This window comes from Citrobacter sp. MGH100, assembly GCF_001034465.1.
Taxonomy (GTDB): Bacteria; Pseudomonadota; Gammaproteobacteria; order Enterobacterales; family Enterobacteriaceae; genus Citrobacter; species Citrobacter youngae.
The window spans coordinates 1237355-1250639 of sequence record NZ_KQ089800.1 but is presented as its reverse complement, the minus strand read 5'-3'; the positions used below and the strand labels follow the sequence as shown (position 1 = coordinate 1250639).

Here is a 13285-nt window from a genome sequence, read left to right as displayed (position 1 = left end):
TGCAGAAAGCCATATCTTCTACAACCCGATCTGCGGCAGGGAAGCAGGGCAATGGAACATCTGCCCAGAGAATAACCAGACCGAGCAGTAAGTGAGAGCACAATGTCAAACAAACCCTTTCATTATCAGCATCCTTTTCCCCTCAAAAAGGATGATACCGAATACTATCTGCTGACCAGCGACCATGTTTCCGTTGCCGAATTTGAAGGGCAGGAGATTGTCAAAGTTGCGCCTGAGGCTTTAACTTTGCTGGCTCGCCAGGCGTTTCATGACGCATCGTTTATGCTGCGTCCTGCTCATCAGCAGCAGGTTGCAGACATTCTGCGTGATCCGGATGCCAGCGAAAACGATAAATATGTCGCCCTGCAATTCCTGCGTAACTCTGATATCGCGGCAAAGGGCATTCTGCCGACATGTCAGGACACCGGCACGGCGATTATCGTGGGTAAAAAAGGACAGCGTGTCTGGACTGGCGGCGGTGACGAAGCGGCGCTGGCGCGTGGGGTTTATAACACCTACATCGAAGATAACCTGCGCTATTCACAAAACGCCGCGCTGGATATGTACAAAGAGGTGAACACCGGTACCAATCTGCCAGCACAGATTGACTTGTATACCGTCGACGGCGATGAATATAAATTCCTGTGTATTGCCAAAGGCGGCGGTTCGGCGAACAAAACCTATCTGTACCAGGAAACCAAAGCGCTGCTCACGCCAGGCAAATTAAAAAATTACCTGGTGGAGAAGATGCGTACGCTGGGAACAGCAGCTTGCCCGCCGTACCACATCGCGTTTGTGATCGGTGGAACATCCGCAGAAGCCACGCTGAAAACGGTGAAACTGGCGTCGGCGAAATACTATGATGAGCTGCCGACCGAAGGTAACGAACATGGCCAGGCATTCCGTGATGTGGTGCTGGAAAAAGAGCTGCTGATTGAGGCACAGAATTTAGGGCTGGGCGCGCAGTTTGGCGGAAAGTACTTTGCTCATGATATCCGTGTAATCCGCCTGCCGCGTCACGGCGCGTCGTGTCCGGTCGGTATGGGGGTCTCTTGCTCTGCTGACCGTAATATCAAAGCCAAAATCAACCGTGAAGGGATCTGGATTGAGAAGCTCGAACACAATCCTGGCAAATATATCCCGGAAGAACTGCGTCAGGCAGGCGAAGGCGAAGCCGTGCGTGTCGACCTGAACCGTCCGATGAAGGATATCCTGGCACAGTTGTCGCAATATCCGGTTTCTACCCGCTTGTCGCTGAATGGTACGATCATCGTTGGACGTGACATAGCGCATGCGAAACTGAAAGAACGTCTGGATAACGGCGAAAGTTTGCCGCAGTATGTTAAAGATCACCCAATCTATTACGCCGGACCGGCAAAAACGCCGGAAGGTTATGCATCTGGCTCGCTTGGTCCAACCACTGCCGGACGTATGGACTCGTATGTTGACCAGCTTCAGGCCGCGGGCGGGAGTATGATCATGCTGGCAAAAGGAAACCGCAGTCAGCAGGTTACTGACGCTTGCCATAAACATGGCGGTTTCTACTTAGGCAGCATTGGTGGGCCAGCGGCCGTGCTGGCTCAGGGCAGTATCAAGAGTCTGGAGTGCGTGGAATATCCCGAACTGGGGATGGAAGCCATCTGGAAAATTGAAGTGGAAGATTTCCCGGCGTTTATCCTGGTGGATGACAAAGGGAACGATTTCTTCCAGCAAATTCAGACGTCGCAGTGCGCACGCTGCGTTAAGTAACGTCAGCCGCCCTACGGGGCGGTTTTTTTTTACCGCACGAACCACCAAACGACAGTTTTTTCCTCGTTAATACTCATAAGACCAATGCAAGTGGGCAATGTCGAAACATAACCTAATCAATCGTTAATATAAGGAGCAGGTAATGGTAACGGTACGCCGCGAGAATGATTCAATGGGTGCGATCGATGTCCCGGCCGATAAACTCTGGGGCGCGCAAACGCAACGATCGCTGGAGCATTTTCGCATTTCAACAGAGAAAATGCCGGTTTCGCTGATCCACGCGTTGGCGCTGACTAAACGGGCCGCTGCGAAGGTTAACCAGGATTTGGGGTTGCTGGCTGCGGAAAAAGCCTCCGCCATCATGCAGGCTGCAGACGAGGTTCTGGCAGACAAACATCGTGATGAGTTTCCGCTGGCTATCTGGCAGACCGGCTCCGGCACGCAAAGCAATATGAATATGAATGAGGTGCTGGCAAACCGGGCCAGCGAATTGTTGGGCGGCGTGCGGGGGATGGAGCGAAAAATACATCCGAACGATGACGTCAACAAAAGCCAAAGTTCAAATGATGTTTTTCCCACGGCAATGCATGTCGCCGCGCTGTTGGCTTTGCGTGAGCATCTGATCCCTCAACTGAATGTGTTGACCACCACGTTACGTGAAAAATCGCATGCCTTCGCCGACATTGTCAAAATCGGCAGAACCCATTTACAGGATGCGACGCCCCTGACGCTGGGTCAGGAAATCTCAGGCTGGGTGGCCATGCTGGAACATAACCTGAAGCATATTGAACATAGTCTGCCACACGTTGCTGAACTGGCGTTGGGCGGTACGGCGGTAGGGACCGGGCTGAACACCCACCCGGAATATGCCGAGCGGGTTGCGGATGAACTGGCTGTGTTGACCTCTGCACCTTTTGTCACCGCGCCGAATAAATTCGAAGCGCTCGCCACCTGCGATGCCCTGGTTCATGCTCACGGCGCGCTAAAAGGCCTGGCTGCATCGCTGATGAAAATCGCCAATGATGTACGCTGGCTGGCATCCGGTCCGCGCTGCGGCATTGGCGAAATTTCTATTCCTGAAAATGAGCCGGGCAGTTCCATCATGCCGGGTAAGGTTAACCCGACACAATGTGAAGCCCTGACTATGCTGTGCTGTCAGGTTATGGGTAACGATGTTGCCGTTAATATCGGCGGGGCGTCAGGGAATTTTGAACTGAACGTCTATCGCCCGATGGTTATCCACAACTTCCTGCAATCGGTTCGCCTGTTGGCTGATGGTATGGAAAGCTTCAACGAACACTGTGCGACAGGGATCGAGCCAAATCGTGAACGCATTGATCAGCTGCTCAACGAATCACTGATGCTGGTAACCGCGCTAAACACCCATATCGGTTACGATAAAGCGGCTGAGATTGCTAAAAAGGCGCATAAAGAAGGACTGACCTTAAAAGCGTCAGCCCTGGCGCTGGGATATTTAACCGAGGTCGAATTCGACAGTTGGGTCCGCCCGGAACTGATGGTCGGTAGCATGCGACCGGGTCGTTAATCCGCTACATACAGGTGCAGCCGTGGGATAATCAGTCTTAACGGTTGTGCCTGAGGTTTAAAACGGTGCTGAACATTGTCAGCATCGTAGTTCAGTAATCCTCCGATATCCGGCACCGTCATGCCGTTTTCGTTATTTACTAGCGCAATTAATGGCGTCGGGCAGGCATATTGCACCTGTTTTTGCTGCCCTTTGTACCAGACTCGGGCGATGGGTTGTACTTTGACCGGGCGTTTGATCTTCAATTTTGCCTGCTGTGGCAGGGCAGCAATGTCCTGGTATTCATGCTCAAGCCTGGCCTGCCACTCTTCGCGTGTCCACGGATGCACGCTGCGTGGTGATGTCAGGCTCTTTTCCAGTTGTTGCAGTACCTCATCACGTGTCAGGTTCTTAATAATATGCTTGTTGGCCCAGCCAAATCGCAGGGTAGCCGGATTTCTGACGACCGTTAGCGTCCGATAGGCGTTCAACGTAATCAGCCCCGGTAGGTGGCGGTGCACCCATTCAAAACGCGCCGCCGATGGCAGACCAGAATCTACGGTGACAATACGCTCAAAGGTGGTTTTAAGCTGATTAATACGTTGTATTTGCTCTTCCAGCACGACTTGTGTGCCGGTATTCACCTGATAGCAGAGTACCCCCGGCAGGCGGACAGCCGCTTTGCTGCTGCGATTCTCGGACTGCTGTTGAATAAACAGGTGGCGAAAGTGGCGTAGTGCCAGGGTTTCCGCCTCTTTACCCAAGTGCTGTTTAACGTCGATGGTTTCCAGTGGCGCGTGTTCTGCCTCTTTCACCACTTCCGGCAACGAGAACACGCGAGCAATCAGCAGCGCCTGCTGTTGCAATTGCCCGGTGAGGTGTGCCAGTTCTTGTTCCATCTGGCGAAAGGTTCCGTTTAAGCGTTCGACAAGATCATAGCGAGACATAGGCTTACCATTTTAGTTACAACATACTTTTTTATAGCACAAGACACTCAACCTGACCACCGAGCGGTGTAGGTCAGGCAGCTGAAAATTCAGGTATGTTATGCCAGACAGGCCAACTGAAGGAGAAGCGGGCACCACCGAGTTCACTTTCACCACAGACCACAGTACCGCCCATAGCCAGAGCAATGGAGTGGACGATGGCGAGGCCAAGCCCGCAGCCACCTGTCGCCCGGTCACGGCTGGGGTCCAGACGAACGAACGGTTCAAAAATCTGCTCGCGCGCAGCTGGCGCGATGCCGGGTCCATCATCTTCGACGATAAGCGTTGCCTGACTCCCATTGAGTTGCAGGCTGGCTTGCACAGTAGACTGGCAGTAACGCAGAGCGTTGTTTAACAAATTATCCAGCACACGCTCCATCAAACGCATATCCAGTGCGCCGTAGTCTCCGATTTGAAGATGGCGCAGGCGTACCGCACGATCGGGATTGACGCTTTGTACATCTTCCAGATGGGTTGTTAGCCACATAGGCAGGTCCGGAACACTGAGTTTTAGCTCATTTTGCGGCCGATCCAGACGAGCATAGGTGAGCAATTCTTCAATTAACGCTTCCAGTTGACCAATATCGCGGTTTAGCGCCTGCGATTCCTGCTCGGTGAGGTTATCGCTCATTTCCAGGCGGTAACGCAATCGCACCAGCGGTGTGCGAAGCTCATGGGCAATGCCGTCAATCAGCTGTTTTTTACTGGCAATCAGGGCATTGATATTGTCTGCCATTTGGTTAAACGCCACGCCCAGACGTTCAAAGCTTGATCCGCTGTCAAAGTGCAACCGCTCATTAAGATGCCCTTCACCAAAACGCTGCGCAGCGGCCTCCAGTCTGAGCATCTCTTGCCAGTGTGGGCGCATCCAGATCAGCACAGGGAAGGCCAATGAAATAGCAATGAAGGCCATCAGCGCGACGTCCAGCAAGCGCATCTGGTGCAGGAAATAGAGATAAGGTACCGGGCCGACGGCTAGTACATAGTGGCTTCGTGGAATTCGTTGAATAAAGGTGTACTGATCGTCGAGCGCAACGATATCGCCTTCCCGTAAGCGCTGCATGGTGGGAGCATCCAGATGGTATTTATTCAACGGTTCTACGCGAAGATCAAAAGACAGATTTAAATCCATCTCTTTCAGGGTTTTTCCCCAGTCACGCGGCGGGATTTCGCGTAATTCGCTGCGCATCAGATACAACGAGCTTTTCATCAAGTCGTCGAGCGACTGTCTGCCCGCACGTTCTGCGGTGAATTTGTACACCAGGCCAACCAGCAGGGTCATCACCAGAAAACAGACAAACAATAAGAGATAAAACTGCACAAACAGCTTTTTCATGAAAAATCACTCAATGTTCAATATGTTAGCTATTGCGCGTTTCCCTCTGGGGCACCAGGGGACACTGTTGTATCCGCTGATGCGCTGGTTCAGAAAGGCTATTTGATCACCATCAAGCGCGTATATCCAGGCAGAGTACACTGTATAAACCATTTCTGCATTCTCATGACCCATCTGATTTGCAATAAACGTAGGGTTGGCTCCAGCGGAGAGCATCCAGCATGCATAAGTATGCCGGGTTTGCTATGGGCGACGGCGGCGCACGCCAGAACGCCTTATGGTTGTGTTCCAGAGTGAGCTTATCGAATTAGCAGTGAATCGCCGCAGGTTTAACAGACACCTCAGAGTCATTTAAGATGGCTTAAAGAGAGGTGCCCATGAGCGGTAAGCGTTATCCCGAAGAGTTTAAAATTGAAGCAGTCAAACAGGTTGTTGATCGCGGTTATTCTGTTGCCAGCGTTGCAACACGTCTCGATATCACCACCCACAGCCTTTACGCCTGGATAAAGAAGTACGGTCCGGATTCTTCCACTAATAAAGAAGAGTCAGATGCTCAGGCCGAGATCCGCCGTCTCCAGAAAGAGCTGAAGCGGGTTACCGACGAACGGGACATATTAAAAAAAGCCGCGGCGTACTTCGCAAAGCTGTCCGACTGAGGTACGCCTTTATCCGTGACAACACCTGTTGCTGGCCTGTTCGCCTGCTCTGTCGGGTGCTGGATGTTCATCCCAGTGGTTTTTACGCCTGGCTTCAGCAGCCGCATTCACAACGCCATCAGGCAGACCTGAGACTGACAGGACAGATTAAACAGTTCTGGCTGGAATCGGGATGCGTCTATGGTTATCGCAAAATCCATCTGGATCTGCGGGACAGCGGGCAACAGTGCGGAGTGAACAGAGTCTGGCGACTGATGAAACGTGTCGGGATAAAGGCTCAGGTCGGATACCGGAGCCCGCGGGCACGTAAAGGCGAGGCCAGTATCGTGTCGCCCAACAGGCTCCAGCGACAGTTCAACCCGGATGCTCCGGATGAGCGTTGGGTAACGGACATAACCTACATCAGGACCCACGAAGGCTGGCTGTATCTTGCCGTGGTTGTTGATCTGTTCTCACGCAAAATTATCGGCTGGTCCATGCAATCCCGGATGACAAAGGACATTGTCCTGAACGCACTGCTGATGGCTGTATGGCGGCGTAATCCCCAAAAACAGGTGCTGGTTCATTCGGATCAGGGCAGTCAGTACACAAGCCATGAGTGGCAGTCGTTCCTGAAATCACACGGCCTGGAGGGCAGCATGAGCCGTCGCGGTAACTGCCATGATAATGCGGTTGCAGAAAGCTTTTTCCAGTTGTTGAAACGCGAACGGATAAAGAAAAAGATCTACGGAACGCGGGAAGAAGCCCGCAGCGATATTTTTGATTACATCGAAATGTTTTATAACAGTAAGCGTCGGCATGGTTCTAGCGATCAGATGTCACCGACAGAATATGAAAACCAGTATTATCAACGGCTCGGAAGTGTCTAGATTATCCGTGGCGATTCAGGCAGCTGTTTATTGGCTTTTAGCATTTTCATCTTCCTGAGTATCAATCACGAGTATCAAAAACAGCGGAGACAGGATGATATGAAGATCTATATTATCGACCAGAATGGCGATTTAGCCTTACAAAATGGTCGCAGTATTGTTGTTGAGTTTGCTGATGGCAAATCGCTTGAACTGGCTGGTAGCCCACAACCGTTACCGGAGGGAATCCCTGACGGGATCCATATTTGGGGCGGCAGAATTCCGTATCAAACGTCAGAAGAAGTGAAGACCTCGCAACTGGATTTCAAACCGGTAGCGGCCAATGGCATGATTGTTTCACCGCTCCCGATCAAAGAATCTGATTCCTGTGTAACAGAGATGTTTATTGCAGATGATGACGGTTCCCTGCAACCGCTAAAAGGGAGCAGGGTGGTTATTGCGCTTGAAAATGGCAAAACCCTGGAGTTCATGGAACATTATGCCAACAATGGGCTGCTGGTTTGGGGAGGACGCGAGCCCGATTCGCAACTTCCTTTTGAAGAAGTTAAGCAAAGAACCGAGAGTCTTGGAGTGTATCTACTGGCAGGCAACGTTGTTCATGTATTTCCCTATAAAGTGGAGTAACAATATGCTTTTCGCCTCAAGGCTCAATCAAATAAGAGGTCGCATTGGATAAATCTGTAGTCAATGGCTGGCTCAGCCGATGGGGACTCACCCCTGATGGCGAACAGATTGCAACGCACACATCGCAGCTTTTGCCCGTTACCGTTATTAAAAATGGACAAAAAGCGATACTCAAACTCACCACCAATGACAGTGAACGAAATGGCGGCGAGCTGATGGTTTGGTGGAGCGGGAATGGCGCAGCGAGAGTGCTTGCTCATGCTGATGGCGCGGTTCTGTTAGAACGAGCGACAGGGTCGAGTTCTTTAGCTGACATGTCCCGCTCTGGCAAAGATGCGCAGGTTTGTCGCATTATTTGCCATACTGCCAGCCGTCTCCATCTCCCGCAAAATACGTCTACACCCGCGCTAACGCCGCTACATCATTGGTTTGGCGATCTTGCCCCAGCGGCGAAAATCTATGGTGGAGTTATGACGCGCTGTGCAGAGATCGCAAACGAATTGTTCTCATCTCCTCAGAATGAGGTCGTATTGCATGGTGACTTACACCACGGCAATGTCCTCGATTTTGGCCCGGCAGGCTGGCTGGCAATTGATCCCAAGGGACTACTGGGTGAGCGAGGGTTTGATTTCGCCAATATATTCACGAATCCTGACCTTGCCGATCCCTGTGTTGCTATCGCGACAGACCCAAACATTTTTAAGCAACGCGTGCAACTTGTCGCTGAGATAGCCGGGATTGAACGACAGCGACTGCTGATGTGGATAGCCGCATGGTGTGGTTTATCTTCTGCATGGTTTCTGGAGGATGGGGAAAATGCGGCGATAACCTTGCGTGTCGCGGAGTTAGCGATTGCTGAACTGGACGAAGAGAGCAGGCAACTTTGATCTAAGACACTGGGCTGGTAATTCTTAAACGTTATCATTAGGCTGGTAAACGTTTTATTAATCTATCAGTGAACGGCGGTGATGTTGTGTTGTTTATTACAAAACGAGTGGGCCGGAAATAATGACTTCGTTGTATTCATTAATAAAAAAACGGCCAAACCTCATATTGCTGGTGGTTTTTCTCATCGGAGCAAACATAGTCGCCTGGCTTTGGGCATTCACCGCGTTTCGGCATAATACGTCACTTCTGGCGCTGAGCCTGATCGCGTGGTGTTATGGTCTGCGTCATGCAGTCGATGCCGATCATATTGCGGCCATAGATAGTGCGACGCGAAAGCTCATGCAGCAAAACAAACGCGCGCTGACGACGGGGGCATGGTTTTCTCTGGGACACTCCACCATCGTCGTGCTGGCAAGTATGGGTATTGCTCTGACCACCAGCGTGTTTAAGCAGCATATGGTATGGTTTCAGAATATTGGTGGAATTATCGGAACCACCGTTTCTGCAGCATTTCTGCTGATTCTGGCTACCATCAACCTCATCATTTTCTGTCAGGTCTGGAAGGCGTTCCGCCATCTGAAACGTACCGGTATTTATGATCTCTCCACGGAAGATGTCACGGTTTCAGGTCCGCTGAATTGGCTATTCCGCTCAGCCTTCAGGTTGGTTGGGAAAGACTGGCACATGTATTTTGTTGGTTTCTTATTTGGCCTGGGCTTTGACACCGCGACTGAAATCTCGTTATTGGGCATATCGGCTTCAAGCGCCTCCAACGGGATGTCTGTCTGGTCCATTTTAGTCTTCCCGGCGCTGTTTACCTGCGGTATGGCGCTGATTGACTGCCTCGACAGTATTCTGATGGTTGAGGCCTACGGTTGGGCATTCAATAAGCCGCAGCGTAAGCTGTATTACAATATGACCATTACCGGAACCTCAGTGATTGTGGCGCTGTTTATCGGTGGACTGGAGGGGTTGGGCCTGCTGTCTGATGCTTTTTCGTTACAGGGCGGGCTGTGGGACACGGTCAGTAACTTAAGTGACCACATGGGCAACGTCGGGTTTGTCATTATTGGCGTTTTTATTGCCTGTTGGATTATTTCCGCGTTGAACTACCGCTGGAAAAAGTATGACGGTCTGACGTTCAGTTGAGGTAGAAAATCGGTATGCAACTCAACGTGACGCTGTCACGTTGAGTTGCATTCACGCGATAGGTTATGCGCCTCATCCGGTGGGTTATTTCTGAGATTCGTCGTCCCAGGCGTGTGGCGCGAACAAATAACCTTTGTTGCGTACCGTTTTGATTCGATAGGGTTCAGTCGCGTTATCGAGCAGTTTTTTACGTAACCGGGAAATTGCGACATCGACACTGCGGTCCATACCGTCGTAACTTACGCCGCGCAGATTCTTCAGCAACGCATCACGGTCCATAATCTGCCCGGCATGGGTTGCCAGTTCCCAAAGTAACTCAAAATCCGCCGTAGAGAGGGCGACCAGCTCACCGCCGAGCAGCACAGACCTATTCGTTGGGTCAATGGTCAGTGCACCAAAACGCAGAGTGGTGTGCGGGGTGATGGTGGCAGCCTGAATCCCTTTAGCCTGGGCTGAATGTTCGTTTTGGCGTAAATGCAGGCGCAGGCGAGCCAGCAGTACTGCCGGTGGTGTGGTTTTCAGGATATAGTCGCAGGCACCCATTTCGAGAGCCAGAATATGGTTCATGTCACTGTCCAGCGAAGTCAGCAGGACAATTGGACCTTGCCAGCGCCCACGCAAATCACGGCAAATAGTCATACCGTCCTTACCTGGAAGCATAATATCTAACAACACCAGATCGGGTTGCACTTGCAGAATTTTCTCTTCGGCCAAATCACCACGAGGTTCAACGATAACCTCAATATCATGCCGGGCCAGATAGGCCGCAATCAGCGAACCTACTTCGGGATCATCTTCAACAAATACGATGGTGTTCATATCATTCATTTTGAATATAAAACGCCAACATACACCGCCATCGTTTTTCCTTCCATTAATCTTTTCTAAACGAGAACGCTTCCGTTATGCTAGAGGCTGATGTTATTGATGTGTTAAGGCAAAACGATGGGGCTCGTAGTAAAAGCGGCGCTGGGTGCGCTGGTGGTGGTGTTGATTGGCTTGCTGGCTAAAACAAAGAATTACTATATTGCCGGATTAATTCCGTTGTTCCCAACCTTTGCGTTGATTGCCCACTATATTGTGGCCAGTGAACGTGGGATCGAGGCGCTGCGTACAACGATTGTATTCAGCATGTGGTCGATTATTCCCTATTTTGTCTACCTCATTTCACTGTGGTACTTCACCGGTTTTATGCGTTTACCCGTCGCGCTCATTGGCTCGGTAGTCTGCTGGAGCCTGAGCGCGTGGTTGCTGATCTTTTGTTGGATAAAACTGCACTAGCGCAGGTGGCGACCACCGTCAACGGCAAAGCTGCGGCCGGTGACAAAGCAGCTGGTAAACAGGTAGTCTATTAAATCAATGACTTCTTTTTCACCGGGCGCGGTTTTCATCAACGATTTATTCAGCGCCTGCTGACGATATTCTGCATCGTCACCCTCGTTAAACAGGATTAGCGAGGGGGCGATTGCGTTAACTTTCACTTCCGGGGCCAGTTTGCGGGCAAATGAGCGGGTCATATTATCCAGAGCAGCTTTACTGGCAGCATAGGCAATATGCTTGTCGCTGCCACGCTCTACGACGTAATCAGTAAAATGGATAATATCGCTGGCCGCATGCCCATGTCCGCGTAGCAGGCCTTCCAGCGCGTGATTAAGCAGGTAAGGGGTATTCACGTGGATCTGCATCATGCTGGACAGCACCTCAGAAAGCGGCAGCCCCGGTTTTTCGGCAAGCCAGGCGCTGGCATTATGCACAATAGCGCGTAAACCTTCGGTACGGGCTTTCACTTCCCTGGCAAAAGCGAGGACGCCTTCGTCGGTCGCGAAGTCAGCCTGAATACATTGTGCACCCGCCTCTTGCAGGCCATCAATCGCCGGGTAGTGTGTCCGGTAACTGACGATCACCGGCTGCTTTTGATTCAGAAAATGCCACGCGATGGCGAGACCGATACGACGGCCCCCTCCGGTGATAAGTATTGGCAAAGCGGGCTTTTTACCCATCGAGATCTCCATGAGTCGCAAACGATGGGTCAACTATTTAACCCATCAGCATCCAGGTCGCTGGAACAGCTGCTACAAGAAGCAGGCCGATCAAAGCCATTTCCTGGCGTTTTAATACGTTGTCATGCGCGTGAGTTTTGCGGGCATAAAGGAAAACCAGCAACCCCGGAGCATACAGCACCACGGACAACAGCAGGTGCATCGGACCTGACGCGTACAGTAACCATAAGCCATAAATGCATGCACCGACACCAACAGCCTGATGAATTGGGCGGGTCGCTATTTTCAGCAAAAATGCGCCGACGAGGAAATAGGGCACCAGAATCATCTCTGAGGCAATAGTCAGCAGCGTATTGTAGTCAGAACCTGTGAGCCAGATCAGCACCAGACAGACCTGCACGCAGATGTTAGTCAGCCACAGTGATGCAGATGGCGCACCTTGCGCATTCTGACGGGCAAAAATACGCGGGAATGCTTTGTGCGTGGATGCCAGAAACGGGACTTCCGCCGCCATAATCGTCCAGCTCAAATAGGCGCCGCAGACAGAGACAATCAAACCCGCGGCGATAATGATTTCGCCCCATGGCCCCATCATTTTAACCATCAGACCAGCCATTGATGGGTTGCGGATCTCAGCCAGTTCCGGGCGTGCGACCACGCCAAGAGAAAGCAGGGTCACCAACAGGTAGACGCCAAGCGCGGCAAGTACTGCCAGCAGTGTCGCGCGCCCAACGTCGCGTTTGTTCCTCGCCCGTGCGGACACCACGACAGCGCCTTCCACGCCGATAAACACCCACAGAGTGATAAGCATGGTGTTTTTAACTTGCTCCCAGACAGGAACACCCAGTTTCACACCGGTAAAGTCCAGGCTAAAGGTGTCGAGCTTAAATAACATAAATGCCAGAACGATAAACAGGCCAAGCGGCAGTAGCTTCGCCAGCGTCGCCACCAGATTAATGCTGGCGGCTGTCTGTACACCACGTAACACCAGAAAATGCACGACCCACAGCAGTACCGATGCGCCAACAATAGACTGCCAGGTATTCCCGTCGCCAAACAGACGCAACGCAGGTGTATCGGTAAAGAAGCTAAGTGCGGAAAAGACGATAACCAGATAGGAAACGTTAGCGATAACGGCGCACAGCCAATACCCCCAAGCGGAACAGAAACCGATCAGTTCTCCGAAGCCTTCACGCGCGTAGGTAAAGATACCGCCGTCCAGTTCCGGGCGGATACGCGTCAGGATAAGCATGGCAAACGCGAGCAGCAGGATCCCCGCGCCCGTAATCGCCCAACCAATCAATAACGCTGCCGGGCTGGCTACTGCAGCCATATTTTGTGGCAGGCTGAAAACACCGGCGCCAAGCATTGAGCTTAGAACCAGCGCCGTCAGTGCGCTCAGACCCAATTTCTTTTCCATTTGTATCCAGTTACAAAAACGAGAGTGAGAGAATAATTATTTTGGCAAATCGCATAAAAATGGTGAAAGCGACTCAAGGCGCG

Annotated in this window: 12 protein-coding genes; 7 read left to right on the top strand and 5 right to left on the bottom strand. The window is 51.6% G+C overall.

Translation table 11 applies throughout. The annotated features are described in order from the left end of the window. The first annotated feature begins 102 nt into the window (after nt 1-102). Both fumB and fumC read left to right on the top strand, forming a co-directional pair. Entirely contained in the window at nt 103-1749 is a 1647-nt protein-coding gene (gene fumB, locus SK32_RS05925) for a class I fumarate hydratase (RefSeq protein WP_048211738.1), read from the top strand. 142 nt (nt 1750-1891) lie between these two features. Continuing rightward, nucleotides 1892-3295: a class II fumarate hydratase gene (gene fumC, locus SK32_RS05920; RefSeq protein WP_048211737.1), complete on the top strand. Its 1404-nt coding sequence runs from the start codon at nt 1892-1894 to the stop codon at nt 3293-3295. On the opposite strand, the gene tus is transcribed toward fumC, so the two are convergent. Together tus and rstB are read right to left on the bottom strand one after the other, a co-directional pair. Further along, nucleotides 3292-4221, bottom strand: coding sequence for a DNA replication terminus site-binding protein (gene tus, locus SK32_RS05915; RefSeq protein WP_048211736.1), 930 nt, complete (start codon nt 4219-4221; stop codon nt 3292-3294). The two genes, fumC and tus, sit on opposite strands and share 4 nt — an antisense overlap. Nucleotides 4222-4294: 73 nt before the next feature. Then, a complete protein-coding gene (gene rstB, locus SK32_RS05910) occupies nt 4295-5596 on the bottom strand; it encodes a two-component system sensor histidine kinase RstB (RefSeq protein WP_048211735.1) in 1302 nt (433 codons plus the stop codon). Nucleotides 5597-5973: 377 nt separating this feature from the next. Here rstB and SK32_RS05895 point away from each other — a divergent pair. The 4 genes from SK32_RS05895 (at nt 5974) to SK32_RS05880 (ending at nt 9782) form a co-directional block, all read left to right on the top strand. Further along, a protein-coding gene (locus tag SK32_RS05895) for an IS3 family transposase (RefSeq protein ID WP_087770335.1) occupies nt 5974-7121 on the top strand; the annotation gives its coding sequence in 2 pieces (ribosomal slippage) (nt 5974-6211 and nt 6211-7121; 1149 coding nt in all). Nucleotides 7122-7220: 99 nt separating this feature from the next. Further along, nucleotides 7221-7745 carry a hypothetical protein gene (locus SK32_RS26405; protein WP_048211733.1) on the top strand — a complete coding sequence of 175 codons (525 nt, stop codon included), beginning with the start codon at nt 7221-7223 and terminating at the stop codon, nt 7743-7745. Nucleotides 7746-7789: 44 nt separating this feature from the next. After that, nucleotides 7790-8632 carry an aminoglycoside phosphotransferase family protein gene (locus SK32_RS05885; RefSeq protein WP_048211732.1) on the top strand — a complete coding sequence of 281 codons (843 nt, stop codon included), beginning with the start codon at nt 7790-7792 and terminating at the stop codon, nt 8630-8632. Nucleotides 8633-8753: 121 nt separating this feature from the next. Next, on the top strand, nt 8754-9782 hold the full coding sequence (locus SK32_RS05880) for a HoxN/HupN/NixA family nickel/cobalt transporter (RefSeq protein WP_048211731.1): 1029 nt from the start codon (nt 8754-8756) through the stop codon (nt 9780-9782). Nucleotides 9783-9866: 84 nt separating this feature from the next. Here the strand turns inward: SK32_RS05880 and rstA are convergent, their stop codons facing one another. Then, nucleotides 9867-10601: a two-component system response regulator RstA gene (gene rstA / locus SK32_RS05875; protein WP_162926026.1), complete on the bottom strand. Its 735-nt coding sequence runs from the start codon at nt 10599-10601 to the stop codon at nt 9867-9869. 126 nt (nt 10602-10727) lie between these two features. Here rstA and SK32_RS05870 point away from each other — a divergent pair, with 126 nt between their 5' ends. After that, nucleotides 10728-11063, top strand: a complete 336-nt coding sequence (locus tag SK32_RS05870) for a GlpM family protein (RefSeq protein WP_005121178.1) — start codon at nt 10728-10730, stop codon at nt 11061-11063. On the opposite strand, the gene folM is transcribed toward SK32_RS05870, so the two are convergent. Both folM and SK32_RS05860 read right to left on the bottom strand, forming a co-directional pair. Then, nucleotides 11060-11782, bottom strand: coding sequence for a dihydromonapterin reductase (gene folM, locus SK32_RS05865; RefSeq protein WP_048211729.1), 723 nt, complete (start codon nt 11780-11782; stop codon nt 11060-11062). The genes SK32_RS05870 and folM overlap by 4 nt on opposite strands. Before the next feature lie 37 nt (nt 11783-11819). Continuing rightward, nucleotides 11820-13202 (bottom strand): amino acid permease, encoded by a 1383-nt coding sequence (locus tag SK32_RS05860; RefSeq protein ID WP_048211728.1) that lies wholly within the window; start codon nt 13200-13202, stop codon nt 11820-11822. Nucleotides 13203-13285: the final 83 nt, after the last annotated feature.

Bases quoted from the DNA above. Each gene is read 5' to 3' on its own strand.
- fumB (WP_048211738.1), top strand. From the start codon at position 103: ATGTCAAACAAACCCTTTCATTATCAGCATCCTTTTCCCCTCAAAAAG.
- fumC (WP_048211737.1), top strand. From the start codon at position 1,892: ATGGTAACGGTACGCCGCGAGAATGATTCAATGGGTGCGATCGATGTC.
- tus (WP_048211736.1), bottom strand. From the start codon at position 4,221: ATGTCTCGCTATGATCTTGTCGAACGCTTAAACGGAACCTTTCGCCAG.
- rstB (WP_048211735.1), bottom strand. From the start codon at position 5,596: ATGAAAAAGCTGTTTGTGCAGTTTTATCTCTTATTGTTTGTCTGTTTT.
- SK32_RS26405 (WP_048211733.1), top strand. From the start codon at position 7,221: ATGAAGATCTATATTATCGACCAGAATGGCGATTTAGCCTTACAAAAT.
- SK32_RS05880 (WP_048211731.1), top strand. From the start codon at position 8,754: ATGACTTCGTTGTATTCATTAATAAAAAAACGGCCAAACCTCATATTG.
- rstA (WP_162926026.1), bottom strand. From the start codon at position 10,601: ATGAACACCATCGTATTTGTTGAAGATGATCCCGAAGTAGGTTCGCTG.
- SK32_RS05870 (WP_005121178.1), top strand. From the start codon at position 10,728: ATGGGGCTCGTAGTAAAAGCGGCGCTGGGTGCGCTGGTGGTGGTGTTG.
- folM (WP_048211729.1), bottom strand. From the start codon at position 11,782: ATGGGTAAAAAGCCCGCTTTGCCAATACTTATCACCGGAGGGGGCCGT.
- SK32_RS05860 (WP_048211728.1), bottom strand. From the start codon at position 13,202: ATGGAAAAGAAATTGGGTCTGAGCGCACTGACGGCGCTGGTTCTAAGC.